The sequence below is a fragment of the Thiorhodococcus drewsii AZ1 genome (assembly GCF_000224065.1).
In the GTDB taxonomy this organism is placed as follows: Bacteria; Pseudomonadota; Gammaproteobacteria; order Chromatiales; family Chromatiaceae; genus Imhoffiella; species Imhoffiella drewsii.
Genome location: NZ_AFWT01000044.1, coordinates 20,814 through 40,260 on the forward strand (window position 1 = coordinate 20,814; position 19,447 = coordinate 40,260).

The following is a 19,447-nucleotide window of genomic DNA, read 5'->3' on the forward strand; positions in this document are numbered from 1 at the left end:
CAGTTGGCTGAGAAGGCGGGACACCGAATCCTGCCCCTGACTGAAAAGAACGCAGCACAACCGCGCGACAGCTTCAGAACCTCGCTCCACCGGCGTCCCCCACTCCCCCGCCCCTGCGTCCTCTAGCGCCAGCGGCAAAAGCAAATCATCACCGTCTCTTATCGCCGAACCTCAACGGCGCGGCGCGCTTCCGTTCGAGAATCCCAAGACGGCAATCCATCGACAGAAATCGATCTTTTGCATTCTTTATATCGATTGGAATTCGAAATCACTCACATCTAGATTTATCAACCATCCAGGTCGCACCCATAGAACGGAGCAAATGATGAGCATCAAGACCTACGACGCGGGCGTGAAAGACTACGCACTCACCTACTGGACGCCCGACTATGTGCCCTTGGACTCAGACCTGCTGGCCTGCTTCAAGGTGACGCCCCAGGCAGACGTTCCTCGGGAAGAGGCAGCGGCAGCGGTTGCGGCGGAATCCTCCACCGGGACCTGGACGACGGTCTGGTCCGATTTGCTCACCGATCTCGACTACTACAAGGGACGCGCCTATCGCATCGAGGACGTGCCGGGCGACCGCGAGAGCTTCTACGCCTTCGTCGCCTACCCTATCGATCTGTTCGAGGAAGGCTCGATCGTCAACGTGCTGACCTCATTGGTCGGCAATGTCTTCGGCTTCAAGGCGGTGCGGGCGCTGCGCCTGGAGGACATCCGCTTTCCGCTGCACTACGTCAAGACCTGCGGCGGCCCGCCCAACGGCATTCAGGTCGAGCGCGACCGCCTGGACAAATACGGCCGCCCCTTCCTCGGCGCCACCGTCAAGCCCAAGCTCGGGCTCTCGGCCAAGAACTATGGCCGCGCCGTCTACGAGATGCTGCGCGGCGGCCTGGACTTCACCAAGGACGACGAGAACGTCAACTCCCAGCCCTTCATGCGCTGGCAGAACCGCTTCGAATTCGTGATGGAGGCCGTGCGCAAGGCGCAGGAGGAGACCGGCGAGCGCAAAGGACACTACCTGAACGTCACCGCGCCGACCTGCGAGGAGATGTTCAAGCGCGCTGAGTTCGCCAAGGAGTTGGGCGCACCCATCATCATGCACGACTTCCTCACCGGCGGATTCACCGCCAACACCAGCCTCGCCAACTGGTGCCGCGACAACGGCATGCTGCTGCACATCCACCGCGCTATGCACGCCGTCATCGACCGCAACCCCAAGCACGGCATCCACTTCCGCGTCCTGGCCAAGTGTCTGCGCCTCTCCGGTGGCGACCATCTGCATACCGGCACCGTGGTGGGCAAACTGGAAGGCGACCGTCAGTCGACATTGGGCTTCGTCGACGCCCTGCGCGAATCCTTCGTCCCAGAGGATCGCTCGCGTGGACTCTTCTTCGATCAGGACTGGGGCGGCATGCCGGGCGTCATGGCGGTCGCATCGGGCGGTATCCATGTGTGGCACATCCCGGCATTGGTGAGCATCTTCGGCGACGACTCCGTACTCCAGTTCGGCGGCGGCACCCAAGGTCACCCCTGGGGCAACGCGGCCGGCGCGGCGGCCAATCGGGTCGCGACCGAGGCCTGCGTCAAGGCGCGCAACGAGGGTGTCGAGGTCGAGAAAAACGCCCGCGAGATCCTCACCGAGGCCGCACGTCACAGCCCCGAGCTGGCCTCCGCCATGGAGACCTGGAAGGAGATCAAGTTCGAGTTCGACGTGGTGGACAAGCTGGACGCGGCCTGAGTCAGCGGACCCGGCAACCGACACCTAGAGCCCCATTCGACCTAAGAGGACATCGACGCCATGAGCAACGCGAGCACCATGGGCGACCACGCCACCATCGGCCGCTACGAGACCTTCTCCTATCTGCCCCCACTGAGCCGCGACGAGGTGATGGAGCAGATTCTCTACATCCTCGACAACGGCTGGAACGCCTCGCTGGAGCATGAGCACCCGAGCCGCTCTTTCGAATACTACTGGCCGATGTGGAAGATGCCATTCTTCGGCGAGCAGGATCCCAACGTCATCCTCGCCGAAATCGAGTCCTGCCGGCGCAGCTACCCAGATCACCACGTTCGCCTGGTCGGCTACGACACCTACGCCCAGAGCAAGGGGCACGCCTTCCTGGTGTATCGCGCGGCCTAGTCATCAGGCCAGCCATTCAGACACGCAGAACGCAACGAGAGGCACGCATGGAAAAGGCTGGAAGCGAACGACGGTTGACTGGGCGCGAGGCGTCCATCGCCAAGCGCCGCGCCATCGCCGCCGGCGGAAAGACACAGAGCACGGGCAGCGCGCCCAACCCGATGGCCGGCGCACGCACGGAGCCCAAACCTAAGCGCGCCGAGGCCGCTCGCGCGGACAGCACGCCGGCACCAACCCCGAGCGCACTGCGGACAGAACAGCCACGCAAGCGCGAGCGGAACCGCCAGTTGGCGGCCGGTCAGGGCCGCGCACGGTCCATGCAGCGGCGCGAACGGCTCACACGGGGCAAGTCGGCGGCACAGATCACCTCCACGAGCGATGTGGGTGCGGATACGCGCGGCCTTGTCGGGCGCGAGGCGGCGATCGCCCGTCGCCGCGCCATCGCCGGCACGGAAGCACCGGCGCTGCGTTCCAGCCGCTCCACGCCCGTAACCGAAGACGCCCGACACACGACCATAGAGCCCGCCAAGGACAGAGCCCTGGCCAGCGAGCGGCGCGGCCGCTCGGGCCGCCCGCGCGCGGCCACTGGGAAGAAGGCGACCGCCTCGCGCGGACGACTGCTCTCCATGGCCCGTCGCGCCGCCATGGCGGATCGCGGCCGCTCCGGCATCGAGGCGCTGGGTGGACGCTCGCGCAACGCCGCGACCACGTCCCTGATGCGCAATGCCGGTGTCAGCTCGCGCGAGATCGCCAAGCGGGTCCGCGAGGAGCGCTGCACGCATGGCAAATGCGGCGACACGGGTCCGCGGCCAAGCGGACGAACCCGACCCCAGACGCGTTCGGAGTCGGAGCCCGTACCCGCCAAGGTCGGCGTGAGCGAGACCGCTTCCGGCCAACAGGTCACCGGCACCAAGGTCGGCCGCAGCAGACGCACGACGGGCGACGAGCCAGGTGCCTGCCGCGCCGTGACCGGAACCGAATACATGGGCGCGGAGGTCTTCCAGGAATTCTGCGGCCAGGGTCCGGTTGCGGCACCCGATCGCCAGGCTGCAGCAACGACCACCGACCAGCGTCAAACCCTGACCGGCAACCAGGTCGGACGCAGCACCCAGGTGACGGGCGATGAGACCGGCGCCGGGCGTCAACTGACGGGCACGCCCTATACCGCGCCCGGCCCCGAAGGTGCCCCACCCAAGGTGCGACAGACGCAGACCCTCAGCGGCCAGTCGGTCACCGGATCCATGATCGGGCGCCGCGAACGGATGACCGGCAACGAGCCCGGAACCTACCAGCGCGTGACGGGCAACGAGTACCTCGGCAGCGAGCACTTCCGAGGCCATTGCAAGACCTCGCCCGAGCCCTTCGGCGGCAAAAAGGTCGGTGTCGACGCGACCTGGCACGGCCAGCAGGTCACGGGCAGTCAGATCGGCCGCTCGCAACAGGTCACGGGCGACGAGCCCGGTGCCTGCGAGGTCGTCACCGGCACCGCCTATCTCGGGGCCGGCCCGGTGCTCGCGCACTGCGGACCCGAGATCGCCCAAGCCATGACCGAGCGCACCCCCGTGCGGCGCGGTACCCCCGGCGCCGGGCTCACCGGCACTCAGCCCGGTATCGGCGGCGTCATGAGCGGGGCCGCCAAGGGCGCCTGCCAGTCCGTCACGGGAACGCCCTATCTCGGTCAGGACCAGTTCTTCGCCGCTTGCGGTGCAAGCTCGGCGGCAACGCCCGGCAGCGCAGACTTCCCGCAGCCGCTCAGCGGCGGCAACTGGACGTCCTTCAGCCCGAACACGCCGACGCGCTCGACACAACAGCACGCCGACGAGCGCCGGGTAACGGGCACGGCCTACGACGAGACGCGCAGCCGCATCACGGGGCCCTTCAACATGGCCGGTGACGTGGTGACTGGAACCGACGACTTCCGCCTGCGCCGTTCCGGCGATGTGGATCCGCACCCTGACGGCGCAGACCCCATGGCAATGGACCCGGCGATGCCGGCCATGATCGCATCCGAACAACCGGCCGAAACGCCGCGCCCCCGCATCACCGGCGAAGGCATGGACGGAGGCACGCGCATCACGGGCGACGATTGGGGACGCAACGAGCGGGTCACGGGCACCGAAGGCACCTCCGCATTCGGGCGCAACCCGACACGCCGGGGAACGCCCATGGGGGCCTTCGCCGGGGCGCGTGCCTATCGTGACGCCCAGGCACGCAAGGCACCCGAGCTGCAGATCACGGGCAGCAGCGGCAGCACCGACCGGGGCGCCCTAGTGACCCTGTCCGGCGGGGCCAGAGGCTAAGATGAAGCCCAACACCAAGTCACGCCGCCGCGCACGCGCCCCGATGTGGAGCGGCGTCAACGCCCACCCCAGGCCGGCGGCGCAACCCGGGTCGGCGGTCGCGGCCCCGGTCGACGCCACCTGGTGGGAGACCCCGTCGAGCCCGATCGACGCGCGCCCCGATGAAGCGCTCCGGGACCAGGCTTTCGGTACTGAAAGGCGGCGGGATGAAGGCCCTCGGGATGAAACCGGCCAGGATGGGGAGCGCCAGGATGATGCTCGCCGCGAGCCGGGCGCGCTGCATTCCCTGACGCGAGCGGAGCAGAACCGCCAATTGTGGGCGTACGAAACGCGCGTGAAGGGCGCCTTCGCGCAGATCGCGCCGACACTCCGGGCCATCGCCGCCCGTCAGCACGCGCCTGACTTCGAGCGCTCGGCCCAGGAGTCCGCGCGGGCGGCACTCGGGTTCGCGCTACCGGACGATGCCTTGGCGGATGCCTGGGTGGATCGGCTGGACATGCGCGCGCTCTTCGCACACGCCACCTTCGAAACCTTCCGCGCCATGAGCACGGACTATTTCACCGCAGATCCGCTGGAGACCCAACCTCAAGCACAGGACTTCCACGACTTCCTGCTGCGTTGCGGCTTCCACGCCATGAACGTCACGCCCTGCGCCGACGGGCGCCTGGCGCACACCATCAGCTATGTGCTGCGCCTCCCGATGGGGACGGTACAGCGCCGATCCTCCGCCGGTGCACTCTTCGACGTGGAGGAGGCGCTCCAGCGCTGGGAGGCGGTCGAGCTGAGACGTTTCCGCGAAGGCCTGCCCAATCTGGCCGACGCCCCGACCCGGTATCTCAAGGTGGCGGCCTATCACTACAGCAGCCGCGACCCCGATCACCAAGGCTGCGCGGCACACGGCAGCGACACGCGCGCAGCCGCCTCGGCGGGTCTCGCGCAGCTACGCGCCTTCCGTCTGGCCGTCGAAAACACCCATTGCTGCGGCGCCTCGATCGCGACGCTGCTCATCGGCATCGACACCGATACCGACCGACTGCGCATCCACCTGCCGAACGACGCTGGTGAGCCGGATCTGGATCGCCTGATCGACGCCGGCGGACTCTACCGCACGACGGTGCAGCTCGATCCCGAATCGGCGCGGGCCCGGATCCGCGAGGCGATCGCCCAACCGCGCGACGGCGGCCCGGCACCGCAGCCCGGACTGCAGGACCTCATGGCCAGACTCATCGAGAACAATCTGTCGCAGATCGACTATGTCCGGACCTACGCCGGGGAGCACTACCCGGACGCCGGTCACCAAGAACGCTTCATCGGCGTCGGCACGGATTTCGAGGAGGTCCATCTGCGCAATCTGACCTACTTCGCCTTCATGCGCACGCTGGAGGAAGGGGCGCACAACCTGGACGTCGGCATCGAGATCTTCCGCCGTCTCAACGTCGCGCACGGGCTGCCCATCCCCATCGTGCTGCGCTTTCACTACAGGGGCCAGGTGCCCGGGGCGCGCGAGCGGGCCGTTCAACGCTGCGCGCGGGTCGCCGAGGCGATCCTGAAACGCTATCCGGATCTCGCCGAGCGAGGCCTGATCCAGACCTATTGGACCCTGCGCGATACCAGTCGCGCCGGCCCCATCGACTGCGTCGGAAGCTCGCTGCCGAGCACCTGGAGGGAGGCATGAAGATCTGCCAGGTCGAGAAACCACTGGTCGCGACCAATCGCATCCCAGGGCTGGAGCATCGCCACCTCCAGGTGGTGCGCGACGGCAGGAGCTCACTGGTCGCCGTCGACGCCGTCGGCTGCACGCCAGGCGACTGGGTGATCTGTGTCGGCAGCTCGGCGGCACGCGAGGCCGCCGGCCACAAGGATTACCCGAGCGACCTGACCATCGTCGGGATCATCGATCACTGGGAGGCGCAGTGAGCATGGACATCATGCAAGTCGAGGACTCACTGGTCTGCACACGCCGGATACCCGGTCTGGCACGCGTCTCCTTCCGGGTCCTGCGCGGCCCCCAGGGCGAGCGGGCGGTGGCCGTCGACACCGTCGGCGCCCGTCCGGGCAACTGGGTCTTCACCATCAGTGGCTCGGCCGCGCGTCTCGCGGTCGGCAACGGGATCCTCACCGATCTGAGCATCGGCGGAATCATCGATCGCTGGGAGGAGGACGCGACCTCCGCAGAGGACTGACACCAGCGTGGGCTCGGACGCCCGAATTCAACCATCCGATCGCGCGGGGCGACCTGTTTAGAGCAGGCGGGTTTATCCAACACAGAGGAGTCACACAATGGCCAACGAACACTACGGGATTGCACTGGGAATGATCGAGACGCGCGGTCTGGTACCGGCCATCGAGGCGGCGGACGCCATGACCAAGGCCGCCGAGGTGCGCCTCGTCGGTCGGGAGTTCGTCGGCGGAGGCTATGTCACCGTGCTGGTGCGCGGCGAGACCGGTGCGGTCAATGCCGCCGTGCGGGCCGGGGCCGACGCCTGCGAGCGAGTGGGCGACGGACTGGTCGCCGCCCACATCATCGCCCGCCCCCACCGAGAGGTGGAGCCGGTGCTGCCGACCGGCAGCCCAGCAACCAAAGAGGCGGCCTAGTTCGAGACGATCGGATGGGCCAGCACGGCGCCATCCGCCAAGGCCGCCACGCGATTCGCGTGGACGTCGCCCCGGCGCGTCCACCCGACCGATGCGTTCTGGATGTAATGATTTTTTTGATGTGAGGAACGACAACCATGGCCAGTGAAAATTATGGGATCGCGCTCGGCATGATCGAGACGCGCGGACTGGTGCCGGCCATCGAGGCGGCGGACGCCATGACCAAGGCCGCCGAGGTGCGCCTCGTCGGTCGGGAGTTCGTCGGCGGAGGCTATGTCACCGTGCTGGTGCGCGGCGAGACCGGGGCGGTCAATGCCGCCGTGCGGGCCGGGGCCGACGCCTGCGAACGGGTGGGCGACGGGCTGGTCGCCGCCCACATCATCGCCCGCCCCCATCGCGAGGTCGAACCGGTCCTGCCCCAGCAACCGGGCGACACCGACGGCGGACACGGCCGGTCCTAGGCGACGCTGGCCGATCGCATGGCTGAGAGACCGCCAGCCGGCTGCGCCAGCGATCGCCTCGTCAAGCGCGCGAACGCGGATTGAGCACCATGATCGCCCCACCCGGAATCCAGAACCCCGGAACAGTGAACCTCAGAGTGCTGGGCTATCTGGGCCGCGCCCTGAGCCACGAGTTGAGCGCGGTACAGCAGTACCTCACCCATGCCGGTCTGGCGGAGCTGTGGGGCATGGAGGAGATCGCCAGTTACTTCCGCCAGGAGGCGAACGAGGAGCAAGAGCACGCACAGCGGCTAATCGCGCGCCTAATCGAGTTCGGCGCCATCCCCAACGCCTCGCAGCTCATCCCGGTGCGTGCGGGCCTGTCGCTGATCGAGCTGCTGCAGGCCAATCGGCTGCTCGAACAGCGGGCGATCGAGCTGTATCGCGAGGCGGCGCACTACTGCGCGCTGATCGACGCGCCCGATGACCAGGCCCTGTTCGCTGCCCTCCACGACGAGGAGCTGGACCACGTCCGGCAACTCGACGCCTGGCTGCAACAGCTGCGCTTGCCCCCGACTGGCATCATGGGGCGCTAGTCGCACGACATCCATCGACCTCCAACCACTGATGACAGCTGACAACGAACGACGAGGATCACCATGCCCAATCAAGCAGCCACCTGGAAAGAACGCAACCGCCCCGCACGTCTGGAGCGCCGTATCGACTTCGAGGATTACGAACAGACCCGGGACTTCCTCGAGGCCCTGGCCGACATCAGCGAGGCCGCCAACCGCTACCCGGACATCAGCTTCGGGCGCACCTCCGTGAGCCTCACCATCCAGACCGACGATGTGGGCGCGATCCTGCCGGAACATTGGACATTCGCTGGTCAGATCGACACCCTCCTCACGGCCGTTCCGACGACGGCTTGATCTGACGCGATCCGGGGATCAGAACCATGACCACTGACACAGAGCCGCCCATCGCCCCACCCGAGCCACCGGTGGCCGATCCCGCTGCGGCTCCCAGCGCCAAGGCCAAGGCCGGCCCAAGCGGCGTCAAGCGCCCGGCCGCTCGACGACCGCGCGCCGCCAAACCGCCGGCCCAGACGACCTACGACCATGGCTATCGCTCCAAGCAGCGTGTCTGGCCCGATTGACCGGATCAACCCTGACTGCGGGATCGATCGCCTCGCCCGCCCTCCTGGAGCGCGCGTTATCATCGGAGCCATCGAGAGCCGAAGATGTTCGACCCCATGCTGAATCTTGTCCGTCACGTCAGTCTGCGCCAGCTCCAGGTGTTCGAGGCGATCGCCCGCCTTGGCAGCTTCACCAAGGCGGCCGACGAGCTCTATCTCACCCAGCCCACGGTCTCCACCCAGATCAAGCGGTTGACGGACGTCATCGGCCTGCCGCTGTTCGAGCAGATCGGCCGACGGGTCTATCTCACCGAGACGGGTCGCGAACTCGAGACCGCAGTCAAGGCGATCCTCGACGTCCTCGACCGCTTCGAGATGAAGGTCGCCGACCTCAAGGGCCTCAGACAGGGCTATCTGCGCCTCTGCGTCATCACCACCGCCAAGTATTTCGCCCCCGAGGTGCTCGGTCGTTTCTGTCAGCGCCACACCGGTGTCGACGTCGCACTCAAGGTCACCAACCGCGACAACGTGCTCGAGCGCCTTGCCGCCAACAAGGACGATCTCTACATCCTCGGGCAGATCCCCGAGCGGGATCTGGAGCTGATCAACAAGGCCTTCGCGCCCAATCCCCTTTACGTGATCGCGCACCGGGATCATCCGCTGGCCACAGAGCGAAACATCCCCGTGGCGCGTCTGGCCGACGCGCACTTCATCATGCGCGAGCCCGGCTCGGGTATCCGCGACGTCGTGCTCAGAAACTTCGCGGAGGCCGATTTCAAACCACGCGTTCGGATGGAACTGGGCAGCAACGAGGCCATCAAGCATGCGATCTACGGACAGCTCGGCATCTCCGTGCTCTCGCTCCACACACTGGCACAAGAAGGACCGCAATCACCGCTGCGGATTCTCGATGTGCAGGGATTCCCACTCGAGCGCACCTGGTATGTGGCCTACGCGAAGGGCAAGGAGCTTTCGGTGGTCGCGAGCGCCTTCCTCGACTTCCTGGACGAGGAAGGCAAGCAACTGCGTCGTCAATTGAAGAAGACCCATGCTCGTTTGACGCGCGGGCGCGAGAATGGCGGCAAGAAGACCGAGGACCAGGCCGAAGATGAGGAAGAACGATCAAGCCCCGAAGAGGGCATGAGGAGGATGAGCGATGAACGAAACACCCGTTGAGTCAACGCCCGATCAGCAGGATCCACCCGTGAATCGGGTGACCTTGCGACACCCCTGGCGTTGGTTGGAGAAGGGCTGGCTGGATATCCGCGCGGCTCCACTGTACAGCCTGAGATACGGCGCCGGCATCGTCATCTTGAGTGCGTCGATCGTCCTGCTGACCCTGCTCGGCCGGCTCAGTTTTCTCCTGCCCTTCCTCACCGCCGGATTCTTTCTGATGGCACCCCTGCTCGCCATCGGGCTCTATCGGATGAGCGATCACCTGGAGCGGGGCGAGCCCCTGGCGCACTGCCAAGTGCTGGAGGCGATCAAGCGCAATCAGGGTCAGCTGGGCATCGCGACCGGTTTCCTGTTGATCATCATGCAGCTGTGGATACTGGCCTCGGTCTTTCTGTTCATCATGCTCTACCAGGACCCCTTCCCCACCTGGAACAACTTCATCTCGACCGTGGTGCTGTCTGGGGAGCACAGGCCCCTGGTGATTGCCGTCGTCCTGGTCGGCGCCTTCTTCGCCGCCTGCGCCTTCTGCGTCAGCGCCATCACCATCCCCATGCTCATCGACCGCCCGGTGGACGGCTTCACCGCCATGCGGACCAGCGTGCGGGCCGTGGCCCAGAACTGGCTGCCCATGCTGCTCTGGGCCGCACTACTCGTCGCGATCGTCGGGACTGGACTCCTGACCTTCTATCTCGGACTCTTCCTGGCCGTACCCTTGGTGGGCCATGCCACCTGGCACGCCTATCGGGATCTGGTGCCAAGGGCAGATTGAGACAGTCGCTCAGATCCCGGAATGCAAGGCACCCAACGACACAGCCGCTCCAGCGCTTCGAGGCAGGATGATTAAGCTTAGAACCTACGTTTACATCGACGCACTGCAGCCCCAGCTCGCCGCCTACATGGCGACCGTGTCCCAGGGCTTCCTGCCCGTACCGGGCGATGCCTGTCTGTGGGTGGAGGTCTCGCCCGGCATGGCGGTCCATCGCCTCACCGATGCCGCGCTCAAGGCCACCCGCGTGCATCTCTCCCAGCAGGTCGTGGAACGCACCTATGGCTCACTGGTGATCCACCAGCGCGATCAGAGCGATGTGCGCGAGGCCGGCCGCGTCCTCCTGTCGCGGATGGGCGCCACCGTCTCGGACCGCGAAACCTGCCGTATCGCCTGGCAGGAAACGATCCGCGGCATGACCCCCGATCATTGCGTGCTGATCAATCGTCAAGATCGGCGCGGTTCCATGATCCTGCCTGGGCAGAGCATGTTCATCCTCGAAACCGAACCGGCCGGCTACATCGTCTACGCCGCGAACCAAGCCGAGAAGGCCGCAAGCATCACGCTGATCGACGCGCGCGCGGTCGGCGCCTTCGGTCGCTTGATTCTCGCCGGGCGTGAGGGCGATGTGGACGAGGCCGCAGCGGCGGCGATCGACGCTGTCCAAAACCCGTCCGAAGCCTGACCGAGTCGACCCGCATGCACCGCCAAGCACTCCTTTCACTGCTCGACGCACATCGGACCCGATTCATGGAAGAATCGGCCTACGTGGCACGGGCGCGCGAGTTCGTGATCGCCCACGCGGACTGCTTTCACTGCGATCTCTGGCCCGCCCACGTGACGGGATCCGCCTGGGTCGTGAACCCCAGCCGCGATCGGGTCCTACTGCTGCACCATCGCAAGCACGACCAGTGGTTCCAGCCCGGCGGACATGCCGATTGCGATTCAGACATCCTGCGTGTCGCACTGCGCGAAACGTCCGAGGAAACCGGCCTCGACCCCTCGCACATCCGTCTCGTCGACGACGCCATCTTCGACGTCGACATCCACACCATCCCCGCCAGTGTGCGCGGCCCACGGCACAAGCACATCGACATCCGTTTTCTGGTGGAGATGGACGACGACCTGAGGATTCCAGGCAACGACGAGTCGCATCAGCTATTGTGGGTGCGGCTCTGGCAGGTGGCCCAATTCAACAACAATCGTTCGACCCATCGCATGGTCGAGAAGACACGCCGACTGCGCCAGGGATGGATGCCCATCGATGGACATGTTTCATTGCCAACGCGCTCGCCATCGACCGGCCGTGCACGCTGCAGAGCCAGTCGGTGAAGGCGAGCAATGATCCGGCGAGCGTGGGCGGCCTCACGCCCGAGAGCAAGGCCATTACGAAGCGCGCCGGGGGCCGGATCCTGCTCTTTGATACAATCGCCAAGCGGGCCCGAGCAGCGCCAATACTATTGACCCGAATGGCTTGGCAGGCATTCGCGCGGGCACTGCTCGCACCCGGAATACCCCGGAGCCATTGATGAACCACAGGAGAGAATCGTGACGAATGAGACCCATAGCGAGATCCAGAGCGCGCCGACTCAAGTCGCCGGGCGGCGCGGCCCCGGACTCGGCGCCCTGATCGGCGGCGGTCTGTTGTTGCTGGTCATGGTAATTGGCGGATTGGGTGCCTACTGGTCGGTACAGCCGACGCATCTCGATGTACATCAGGAAGCCCTGCAACGGTTCGATGACGAGAACGTCACACTGAAGCCCGGCGTCGTGACCGTGTCGGCCGTGATGGGTGTCGCCGAGGCGCTACTCGACAAACCCGGCGGCTATCTGCGCAATGACATCCTGCCCCCGGGCCTGCTGATGGACAACACGCCGAATTGGGAATTCGGCGTGCTGACGGAACTGCGCGATTCGGTGGCCGCCTTGCGCAACGATTTCAGCCGTGCGCAGACGCAGTCGACTGAGAATCCCGACCTGCGCGAGGCCGAATCGCAATTCAACTTCAACGCCTCGTCCTGGGTCCTGCCATCGACCGAAGGCGAATACCAACGCGGCTTGGACGCATTGGGGCGTTACATGCAGGCGCTGATGTCGGGGACCGACCGATCCGCCAAATTTTACACGCGCGCCGACAATCTGAGCGCCTACCTGCAAATCGTCGAAAAGCGCCTTGGCAGCTACGCACAGCGCTTGAGCGCCAGCGTGGGTGAAACCGAGCTGACTGCGGCGCTCGTCCTGCACAGCGCGCCGTCGCTCCAACAGACCCCCTGGTACGAGATCGACGACGTCTTCTATGAGGCCCGCGGCTACTCCTGGGCGTTACTGCACACCATGCAAGCCCTGGCGGTCGACTTCGCCGACGTGCTGGGCGACAAGAACGCCCAGCTTTCGCTGCAACAGATCCTTCGCGATCTGCAGGGCGCCAGCCTGCCCAAGTGGAGTCCCATCGTGCTCAATGGCCACGGCTACGGTCTATTTTCGAATCACTCGCTCGTGATGGGATCCTACATCTCGCGAGCCAACGCCGCAGTGCTCGATCTGCGCGTGCTGCTCGAACGTGGCTGATGACGCGGTTGGTCCTTTGGATTCCAAAGGACCCCGAGTGACCATCTGCTGGGGACTCATGGGTCCTGAAGCGTTTCCCGCTGTAGACGCTCCAGCAGATCGAAGCTGATCCGGCCGGTTTGCGGGATGCCCTGTGCCTCTTGGAAGGCGCGAACGGCATCACGGGTTCTGGGTCCGATCAGACCGTCGATCGGGCCTGGGTCGAAGCCCAGTGCTTCGAGTTGTTCCTGCAACAGATACACCAAGCGATTCGTGAGCGGTGGCGCGTCGAGCAGACGCAGCGCCCCGCTGTCCGGATCCCGAACGCAGCGCTGCAAGCCGATCCGCTCGGCGGGACCCTTGGGACTGGCGAAGACGAAGGGAATCTCGGGATCACAGACCGCCACCGCGTCCACCGGCGGCGCGTCACGCGCGGAAGCAGGCGTTTGAGCGTCCAGAGTCGATGCCTCTTCGGTCTCGGCTGCGATCGCTGCGTCAACCTCAGACGTTTCCGAACGCGGGCTCGGCTCGAGCGCGGATGCCCTGTCGGTCTCGGCGTCGACATCCGGCAGTGAGCTGGGCAGCGGCTCGTCTCCGGGCACACCGACGACGCCAGGCTCCGACGGCAGATCCGCCTCCACGGGGGACGTCGCGGCGATCTCGCCCCGTGGCGCCGGCTCGGGGGGCAAGATCTCGGGCGCCCCGCCGAGCACGGCCACGAAGAGCAGACCGCCAACCGCGAGCCAGAGCGCGCCGGCGACCGGCCAGGCACGCAGTCCCTGCTCGGCGTCGGACGTCGGCTGCGCGAAGACCCGATCGAACGCCTGGGTCAGGCGTGCCTCGATGCGCGCGTAGAGCGCCCCCACGAAACCCAGGATCGCGAGCCCATACCAAACCAGCGCCAACAGGATCTGCTGGATCAGGCCCAGCAGATCGCCAGGCGGGATGCGGCCGACCAGGGGTCTGGCCAGACCGGGATGGCGGCGCGCCACGGTCATGACGGCGACCGCAATGCCGATACCAGCACCGACGGTCGCGGCATTGGTCGTCCAGGCCGCCGGCTCGCCGAGGAGGAAGGGAAACAGCAGCACCAGGGTGATCAGGACCGCCCAGGCCGCGCCGGGCCAGGTGTAGCCGGTCTCAGGGTGGGGCCTGATGTGCGCGGTCACCCAGAGGAAACGCGCCATCAGCAGCGTGGTGGCGACCGTCGAGACCGCGACCGCGATGGACAGCCAACCCCAGTCGGCGCCAGCGAGCAGCGGCTTGATGCCGTACTTGGTGACCGCGCCGCTGGTCAGGGGCGCGCCGGCCAGCGCCAGGGCCAGCACGACCAGTCCGGCCAGCACCAGGGGTTGCAGGGCGGCGTATTTTCGCAGCCCGACGCCGAGAAAGAGCCCCCCCTTGGCCAACGCGTGATGGGCGGCATAGAGGGTGATCGCGGCGATCCCGACCGGCGCCAGCGCGGGCTCGGTCAGGATCAGCCCCAGCAGCAGGATCAGCAATCCCATCTTGCTGATACTCGAATAGGCCAGTATCGCTTTGGGGTCGGACTGCATCAGACCGATGGGGAGCGCATAGAACATCGTCAGCAGACCGGCCCCGGTCAGCCAGGCGCCCCAGTCGGCCAGAGCGACGACTCCCACCGGCAGGAAACGCAGCCAGCCCAGGATCGCGACCTTGATCATGGTGCCGCTGAGCACGGCGCTGGCCGGGACGGGCGCGGCCGGATGCGCCAGCGGAAGCCACAGATGCAACGGGACCATGCCGGCCTTGACCCCGAGCCCCAGGATCAGGAGCGCGATGGTCAGATCGTCGAGACCGACCAGTTGCTCGGGCTCCGGCACTGTGGTTCCGGCATGACTGGCGACCAACACCAAGGCGGCGAAGAGGGTCACCTCCCCGAGCAGGGCCATCACCAGATAGACCTTGCCGGCCCGCAGCGCGGCCGTCTTGCCGTCATGGATCACCAGCCCGTAGGCAGACAGCCCCATGATGGCGAATCCGGCATAGAAGCTCAGCAAATCCTGCCCGACGATCAGCCAGAGATTCCCGGCCATCGCCAGCAGAAAAAAGACGCTGAAGCGCCCAGCATGCGGCTGTCCACGAACGCTGAAGGCCGCATAGATCCCGGACACCAACCAAAGGATGGCGGTGAAGATCAGATAGATCCGGCCGGTCGCGTCGAGCCCCAGGGTGGTGCCGAGAAACAGCCAGGGCAGCTCCAGACGGCTGCCAAGCGGCACCAGCAGTGCGGCGGCCAGTCCAGGCAGTGCACCGATGGCCGGCAGCCACCAAAACGACGGTCTGACCGCCAGGGCCGCGAGCAGCAGCGGCCAGACCCAGACCAGGATCAGCAGCCCACCGCTCACGGCCCGTACTCCCGGCGCGCGATCAGCGTCGCCCATTCGAGCGGGCTGAAGGGTGCTGCGGCGAAGAGGCCGGCGACGAGACAGAAGGCGGCGGTGATCAGCGGCGGCCAAAGCAGCGCGCCCATGGTCTCGAAACGCCCGGCCGGAATGTGCTCCTCCGGCCAACGCTTGGGCGGCGGCCGAAACCAGGCGCGGTAGAGGATCGGCAGGAAATAGCCGGCATTGAGCAGACTGCTCAAGGCCAGGATCAACAGCACCCAATAGGCGTCGGCCTCGACCGCACCCATTGCCAGGTACCACTTGCTGACGAAGCCCGCGATCGGCGGGATGCCAATCATCCCCAGGGCGCCGACGCTAAAGGCCAGCGTGGTCCAGGGCATGCGCCGCCCCACCCCGTCCATCTGACTGACCTTGTGGACCCCCAGGGTCTCGGCGTAATTCCCGGCGCAGAAGAACAGCGTGATCTTCATGATGCCCTGATGCACCAGATGCACCACGCCACCAATGGTGGCGATGGGACCGAGGATGGAGGCACCCAACGCGATGTAGGAGACCTGGCTCACGGTCGAATAGGCGAGTCGCTTCTTGAGTCCGTCCTGCGTCAGAGCCATGCCCGAACCGTAGAGAATGGTGATCGTCGCAAGGATGCCGAGCGGCGTCAGCAAGCCGAGCGCGTCCGCAAACCCCACGCCATAGACATCGTAGACGACCCGCACGATGCCAAAGGCACCGGCCTTGACCACCGCCACGGCGTGCAGCAGCGCGCTGACCGGGGCCGGCGCGACCATGGACTGCGGCAACCAACCGTGCAGGGGTACGAGCGCCGCCTTGACGCCGAGTCCGGCCAGCAGGAAGAAAAAAATGGCGACCAGCTGCCCCCAGACATCCGGGTGCAGCCCCGACAGAAAACCGCCATGCACGAAGTCGGACGGCCCACTCAGCGCCTGTAGCCAGACCGCCCCGACCAGCAGCAGTGCACCGCCGCCCATGGTGTAGGCCAGGTAGATCTTGCCCCCCCGGGTGGCGTCCGGCGTCCCGCGATGGGCGACCAGCGGATAGGTCGCGAGCGTCAGGACCTCGTAAAAGACGACGAAGGTCAGCAGGTTGCCAGCCAGGGCGACCCCGACCGTGGCCGAGACGCAGAGACTGAAGAACCCGAAGAAGCGGCTGCGGTTTGGCGAGTGCTCCAGATAGCCGATGGCATAGATGGTCGTCACCAGCCAGAGGACCGACGACAGGGTCGCGAATAGCACCGCGAGGGCATCGGCGTGCAGCACCAGATCCAGCCCAGGCGCCAGCGTGAGGCGTGTCTCGTAGACATGACCGTGGAAGACGCCCCAAATCATCACCCCGACCAGCAGTACCTTGACGATCGCGCCGGTCATGTTGAGCACACCGCGCAGCAGGTGACTCTCTTCCTTCAACAGAAAGATGAAAACGCCCGGCAGGAACGAGCTGAGCACGATGACTGCGGGCAGCAGTTGATCGAGATTCATAGGCCACCCTCGAAGCCCAGCAGGCGCCAGAGCGGGCGAGCAGCCAGTCCCAGCACCGCCGCCGAGGTCAGGGCCAACAGCAAGGCCGGCACCTCGGTTCGTGCCTGGGTGACGAAGCGACGCGGCGTCGGCTCCAGATTGAAGGCGCGGCTCAGGACACGGAAGACATAGGCCGCCGCCAGCAGGGTCCCGACCAGGATCACCGGGATCCACCACCACTGCCCGCTCTCGATCACGCTCCGCATGAGGATCCACTTGCCGACGAAGCTGCCGCTCGGCGGCAATCCGATCAGGGCGATACCGGCCAGGCCGATGCTGAAGGTCGTCGCCGGCATGTGCTGCGCGGTGCCGCCGAGGTCATCGATGCGATCATGCCCCGCACTGCGCTGCACCAGACCGGCGGCGAGGAAGAGTCCCGCTTTGGCGAAGCCGTGGGTCAGGGCCATGAGCAGCAGTGCCACCAAGAGATCCTCGCGCGCGTCGCCCGCCGGCAGTGCGGTCAGCACCGGAAGGAAGAGACAGAGATAGCCGATCTGGGCGACCGTGGAATAGGCCGCCATCAGCTTCAGCCGCTCGGCCCGCAGTGCCCGCCACGAGCCCCAGAACACGGCCAGGGCACCGAGTAGACCCATGAGACCCGCAGCCCAAGGCGTGACCAAGGGCGCGAAGACATCCAGCCAGAGCCGCAGCATGAGATAGAAGGCGGCCTTCACGACCAGGGCCGAAAGCGCCGCGCTCACAGGGGCCGGGGCGTTGGCGTGAGCCGGGGGCAGCCAGAAATGCATGGGAAAGAGTGCCGCCTTCAAGGCCAGACCGGCGGTCATGAGCACCAGCGCCGAGCCCGCGATGGGTTCAGGTCTCACGGCAGCGCCCAAAAGGGCCATGTCGAGCGTGCCATACGCGGTGTAAAGCAGCGCCACGCCGAGCAGATAGGCGAGGGAGCCGAGCAGACCGACCAGGAGATAGCGCAGACTGGCCTCGACTGCCGCCCTCGTGCCCGTCAGGGCGCCCAAGGCCGCCGCCGTCAGTCCGAGCAGTTCGAGCGTGACGTAGAGATTGAAGAGGTCCGCCGCCAGGAGGAGCCCGTTCAAGGCGGCCCAGAGCAGCAGCCAAAGGGGCCAGAAATGGGTTTCGGTCTCGCCACGGCTGAAATAGCCGGAGGCATAGACGCTGACCGCCAGCGCGACCAGGGCCGCCATCGCCAGCAGCGCGGCGGACAGTCCATCTGCGGCGAGGCTGATGCCAAGCGGCGCGCCCCAGCCGCCGAGGTCCGAGCGCAGGCTTCCCTGTTGCCAGACCTCGGCGGTGACCAGACCGACCGTCGCCAGGGTCGCGAGCGCGGCGAGCAGGCCCAGTCCCTGGACACGGCCGGGAACCGCAGTGACCAGAAGCGCACCGATCAAGGGAACGGAAACGGCCAGGGCGAGGCTATCGAGCATCGTCGTCGTCTTCCAGCCGTCGCCCCATCGCCAGTGCCAGTGCCGTCGCGCTCACGGCAACGACGATCCCCGTCAGGACCATGGCATGCGGCACCGGATCCGGCGCCAGCGCACCGCGCTCGGCGATGGCGATCAGGAGATGAAAGACGCCGCTCCCCATGATGTTGAGCGCGATCAGCTTACGCAGCAGGGGCTCGTAGACCAGAAAGGCCCAGAGCCCCAGCGCGAACAGAATCACGCCCGCACCGCCGTAGAGCAGCGACGTCATCATAAAGGACCGTCCTCGCCTGATCGCGGCACGGGTTGGCCGCCGACATAGGCCGCAGCCAGCGTGACCCCGATCGCCAGGGTCGCCGCCGTTTCAATGGTCAGGATCAGCCATTTCGCCCAGGCGGGCGGATAGCTCAGAAAGCCCGTGCCGAACGCCATGGTCGCGAGTCCGACCAGAACGAAGGTCGCCGCCCCAGCCACCGCCAAGCGGCGCTGTACCGGAACCGGCGGCAACCCGGCCCGCGCATCGCCGGCCAGTCGCAATACGACGCCGGCGGCACCGAGCAAGGCGCCGGCCTGGAAGGCCCCGCCCGGGGCATGTCCGCCCACCCAGAGCAGATAGCCGCCGGTCAGGATCAACAGTGGCACGACCAGCTTGACCATGCCGCGTAGCACGGTCCCCGCCGGCTGGAAGCCCGGCGAGGCCGCGCCCAGTGACCAGATGCCCAGCAAGGCCGCCAGCAGGACCGCCAGTTCGAGCAGGGTATCGTAGGCGCGATAGGCCAGCAGCACGCCGGTGACCGGATTGCTGACACCCGTGTTGGGCAGCTCCTGCAGGGCCAGCTCGGCCAGACGCGGCGTCGGCACCAGTACATCCCGCAGCACCCAGAGCAGCCAGAGTGCGAGCAGGCCGACCAGTGCGCCGATCACCAGGGTTCCGGCACGTCTCACGAGTCGTCCCCGTCCGGAGCATCGCGTCCGTCCACTGCGGACCGACGCGCGGCCCGGCGCGCCGCCGCGAGCATCAGCGCCCCGCCGAGCCCCGCG

General features: G+C 66.5%; 21 protein-coding genes. 16 read left to right on the top strand and 5 right to left on the bottom strand.

The window, feature by feature from the left end; all coding sequences use genetic code 11:
- Positions 1 to 325: 325 nt before the first annotated feature.
- The 16 genes from THIDRDRAFT_RS19955 (at position 326) to THIDRDRAFT_RS20030 (ending at position 13,126) form a co-directional block, all read left to right on the top strand.
- Complete coding sequence (locus THIDRDRAFT_RS19955) at positions 326 to 1,741, top strand: form I ribulose bisphosphate carboxylase large subunit (protein ID WP_007042721.1); 1,416 nt, start codon at positions 326 to 328, stop codon at positions 1,739 to 1,741.
- Between the two features lie 60 nt (positions 1,742 to 1,801).
- Positions 1,802 to 2,143 carry a ribulose bisphosphate carboxylase small subunit gene (locus THIDRDRAFT_RS19960; RefSeq protein ID WP_007042722.1) on the top strand — a complete coding sequence of 114 codons (342 nt, stop codon included), beginning with the start codon at positions 1,802 to 1,804 and terminating at the stop codon, positions 2,141 to 2,143.
- Positions 2,144 to 2,190: 47 nt separating this feature from the next.
- A complete protein-coding gene (locus THIDRDRAFT_RS19965) occupies positions 2,191 to 4,443 on the top strand; it encodes an alpha-carboxysome scaffolding protein CsoS2 (protein ID WP_007042723.1) in 2,253 nt (750 codons plus the stop codon).
- Position 4,444: 1 nt separating this feature from the next.
- Positions 4,445 to 6,118, top strand: coding sequence for a carboxysome shell carbonic anhydrase (locus tag THIDRDRAFT_RS19970; RefSeq protein WP_007042724.1), 1,674 nt, complete (start codon positions 4,445 to 4,447; stop codon positions 6,116 to 6,118).
- Positions 6,115 to 6,360 (top strand): alpha-carboxysome shell vertex protein CsoS4, encoded by a 246-nt coding sequence (csoS4, locus tag THIDRDRAFT_RS19975; protein ID WP_007042725.1) that lies wholly within the window; start codon positions 6,115 to 6,117, stop codon positions 6,358 to 6,360. The genes THIDRDRAFT_RS19970 and csoS4 overlap by 4 nt, the downstream gene beginning before the upstream one ends.
- A 2-nt stretch (positions 6,361 to 6,362) precedes the next feature.
- Positions 6,363 to 6,626 carry a carboxysome peptide B gene (locus tag THIDRDRAFT_RS19980; RefSeq protein ID WP_007042726.1) on the top strand — a complete coding sequence of 88 codons (264 nt, stop codon included), beginning with the start codon at positions 6,363 to 6,365 and terminating at the stop codon, positions 6,624 to 6,626.
- A gap of 97 nt (positions 6,627 to 6,723) precedes the next feature.
- Positions 6,724 to 7,038 carry an alpha-carboxysome major shell protein CsoS1 gene (gene csoS1, locus THIDRDRAFT_RS19985; protein ID WP_007042727.1) on the top strand — a complete coding sequence of 105 codons (315 nt, stop codon included), beginning with the start codon at positions 6,724 to 6,726 and terminating at the stop codon, positions 7,036 to 7,038.
- A 137-nt stretch (positions 7,039 to 7,175) separates the two neighbouring features.
- The gene (csoS1, locus tag THIDRDRAFT_RS19990; RefSeq protein ID WP_007042728.1) at positions 7,176 to 7,499 is read left to right on the top strand and encodes an alpha-carboxysome major shell protein CsoS1; all 324 of its coding nucleotides are present in this window, start codon (positions 7,176 to 7,178) and stop codon (positions 7,497 to 7,499) included.
- Between the two features lie 89 nt (positions 7,500 to 7,588).
- A complete protein-coding gene (locus tag THIDRDRAFT_RS19995; RefSeq protein ID WP_007042729.1) occupies positions 7,589 to 8,074 on the top strand; it encodes a ferritin-like domain-containing protein in 486 nt (161 codons plus the stop codon).
- A gap of 63 nt (positions 8,075 to 8,137) precedes the next feature.
- Positions 8,138 to 8,410, top strand: a complete 273-nt coding sequence (locus tag THIDRDRAFT_RS20000; RefSeq protein WP_007042730.1) for a 4a-hydroxytetrahydrobiopterin dehydratase — start codon at positions 8,138 to 8,140, stop codon at positions 8,408 to 8,410.
- 26 nt (positions 8,411 to 8,436) lie between these two features.
- On the top strand, positions 8,437 to 8,637 hold the full coding sequence (locus tag THIDRDRAFT_RS20005) for a hypothetical protein (RefSeq protein WP_007042731.1): 201 nt from the start codon (positions 8,437 to 8,439) through the stop codon (positions 8,635 to 8,637).
- Positions 8,638 to 8,733: 96 nt separating this feature from the next.
- Positions 8,734 to 9,792 carry a LysR family transcriptional regulator gene (locus THIDRDRAFT_RS20010; protein WP_245535904.1) on the top strand — a complete coding sequence of 353 codons (1,059 nt, stop codon included), beginning with the start codon at positions 8,734 to 8,736 and terminating at the stop codon, positions 9,790 to 9,792.
- Positions 9,773 to 10,561 (top strand): DUF2189 domain-containing protein, encoded by a 789-nt coding sequence (locus THIDRDRAFT_RS20015; RefSeq protein ID WP_007042733.1) that lies wholly within the window; start codon positions 9,773 to 9,775, stop codon positions 10,559 to 10,561. Before THIDRDRAFT_RS20010 ends, THIDRDRAFT_RS20015 begins: the two co-directional genes overlap by 20 nt.
- A 67-nt stretch (positions 10,562 to 10,628) precedes the next feature.
- A complete protein-coding gene (locus THIDRDRAFT_RS20020) occupies positions 10,629 to 11,243 on the top strand; it encodes a BMC domain-containing protein (protein WP_007042734.1) in 615 nt (204 codons plus the stop codon).
- 14 nt (positions 11,244 to 11,257) lie between these two features.
- Complete coding sequence (locus THIDRDRAFT_RS20025; RefSeq protein WP_007042735.1) at positions 11,258 to 11,890, top strand: NUDIX hydrolase; 633 nt, start codon at positions 11,258 to 11,260, stop codon at positions 11,888 to 11,890.
- Positions 11,891 to 12,106: 216 nt separating this feature from the next.
- The gene (locus tag THIDRDRAFT_RS20030; protein ID WP_007042736.1) at positions 12,107 to 13,126 is read left to right on the top strand and encodes a DUF2333 family protein; all 1,020 of its coding nucleotides are present in this window, start codon (positions 12,107 to 12,109) and stop codon (positions 13,124 to 13,126) included.
- 56 nt (positions 13,127 to 13,182) lie between these two features.
- On the opposite strand, the gene THIDRDRAFT_RS20035 is transcribed toward THIDRDRAFT_RS20030, so the two are convergent.
- The 5 genes from THIDRDRAFT_RS20035 to THIDRDRAFT_RS20055 are packed head-to-tail and all read right to left on the bottom strand — an operon-like array spanning position 13,183 to position 19,351.
- Positions 13,183 to 15,474 carry a proton-conducting transporter transmembrane domain-containing protein gene (locus tag THIDRDRAFT_RS20035; RefSeq protein ID WP_007042737.1) on the bottom strand — a complete coding sequence of 764 codons (2,292 nt, stop codon included), beginning with the start codon at positions 15,472 to 15,474 and terminating at the stop codon, positions 13,183 to 13,185.
- Complete coding sequence (locus tag THIDRDRAFT_RS20040; RefSeq protein ID WP_007042738.1) at positions 15,471 to 16,970, bottom strand: complex I subunit 5 family protein; 1,500 nt, start codon at positions 16,968 to 16,970, stop codon at positions 15,471 to 15,473. Before THIDRDRAFT_RS20040 ends, THIDRDRAFT_RS20035 begins: the two co-directional genes overlap by 4 nt.
- Positions 16,967 to 18,409 (bottom strand): complex I subunit 5 family protein, encoded by a 1,443-nt coding sequence (locus THIDRDRAFT_RS20045; protein WP_007042739.1) that lies wholly within the window; start codon positions 18,407 to 18,409, stop codon positions 16,967 to 16,969. Before THIDRDRAFT_RS20045 ends, THIDRDRAFT_RS20040 begins: the two co-directional genes overlap by 4 nt.
- Positions 18,399 to 18,680: a Na+/H+ antiporter subunit C gene (locus THIDRDRAFT_RS20050; RefSeq protein WP_007042740.1), complete on the bottom strand. Its 282-nt coding sequence runs from the start codon at positions 18,678 to 18,680 to the stop codon at positions 18,399 to 18,401. Before THIDRDRAFT_RS20050 ends, THIDRDRAFT_RS20045 begins: the two co-directional genes overlap by 11 nt.
- On the bottom strand, positions 18,677 to 19,351 hold the full coding sequence (locus tag THIDRDRAFT_RS20055; RefSeq protein WP_007042741.1) for an MnhB domain-containing protein: 675 nt from the start codon (positions 19,349 to 19,351) through the stop codon (positions 18,677 to 18,679). The genes THIDRDRAFT_RS20050 and THIDRDRAFT_RS20055 overlap by 4 nt, the downstream gene beginning before the upstream one ends.
- Positions 19,352 to 19,447 lie beyond the last annotated feature (96 nt).

Bases quoted from the DNA above. Each gene is read 5' to 3' on its own strand.
- THIDRDRAFT_RS19955 (WP_007042721.1), top strand. From the start codon at position 326: ATGAGCATCAAGACCTACGACGCGGGCGTGAAAGACTACGCACTCACC.
- THIDRDRAFT_RS19960 (WP_007042722.1), top strand. From the start codon at position 1,802: ATGAGCAACGCGAGCACCATGGGCGACCACGCCACCATCGGCCGCTAC.
- THIDRDRAFT_RS19965 (WP_007042723.1), top strand. From the start codon at position 2,191: ATGGAAAAGGCTGGAAGCGAACGACGGTTGACTGGGCGCGAGGCGTCC.
- THIDRDRAFT_RS19970 (WP_007042724.1), top strand. From the start codon at position 4,445: ATGAAGCCCAACACCAAGTCACGCCGCCGCGCACGCGCCCCGATGTGG.
- csoS4 (WP_007042725.1), top strand. From the start codon at position 6,115: ATGAAGATCTGCCAGGTCGAGAAACCACTGGTCGCGACCAATCGCATC.
- THIDRDRAFT_RS19980 (WP_007042726.1), top strand. From the start codon at position 6,363: ATGGACATCATGCAAGTCGAGGACTCACTGGTCTGCACACGCCGGATA.
- csoS1 (WP_007042727.1), top strand. From the start codon at position 6,724: ATGGCCAACGAACACTACGGGATTGCACTGGGAATGATCGAGACGCGC.
- csoS1 (WP_007042728.1), top strand. From the start codon at position 7,176: ATGGCCAGTGAAAATTATGGGATCGCGCTCGGCATGATCGAGACGCGC.
- THIDRDRAFT_RS19995 (WP_007042729.1), top strand. From the start codon at position 7,589: ATGATCGCCCCACCCGGAATCCAGAACCCCGGAACAGTGAACCTCAGA.
- THIDRDRAFT_RS20000 (WP_007042730.1), top strand. From the start codon at position 8,138: ATGCCCAATCAAGCAGCCACCTGGAAAGAACGCAACCGCCCCGCACGT.
- THIDRDRAFT_RS20005 (WP_007042731.1), top strand. From the start codon at position 8,437: ATGACCACTGACACAGAGCCGCCCATCGCCCCACCCGAGCCACCGGTG.
- THIDRDRAFT_RS20010 (WP_245535904.1), top strand. From the start codon at position 8,734: ATGCTGAATCTTGTCCGTCACGTCAGTCTGCGCCAGCTCCAGGTGTTC.
- THIDRDRAFT_RS20015 (WP_007042733.1), top strand. From the start codon at position 9,773: ATGAACGAAACACCCGTTGAGTCAACGCCCGATCAGCAGGATCCACCC.
- THIDRDRAFT_RS20020 (WP_007042734.1), top strand. From the start codon at position 10,629: ATGATTAAGCTTAGAACCTACGTTTACATCGACGCACTGCAGCCCCAG.
- THIDRDRAFT_RS20025 (WP_007042735.1), top strand. From the start codon at position 11,258: ATGCACCGCCAAGCACTCCTTTCACTGCTCGACGCACATCGGACCCGA.
- THIDRDRAFT_RS20040 (WP_007042738.1), bottom strand. From the start codon at position 16,970: ATGAATCTCGATCAACTGCTGCCCGCAGTCATCGTGCTCAGCTCGTTC.
- THIDRDRAFT_RS20045 (WP_007042739.1), bottom strand. From the start codon at position 18,409: ATGCTCGATAGCCTCGCCCTGGCCGTTTCCGTTCCCTTGATCGGTGCG.
- THIDRDRAFT_RS20050 (WP_007042740.1), bottom strand. From the start codon at position 18,680: ATGATGACGTCGCTGCTCTACGGCGGTGCGGGCGTGATTCTGTTCGCG.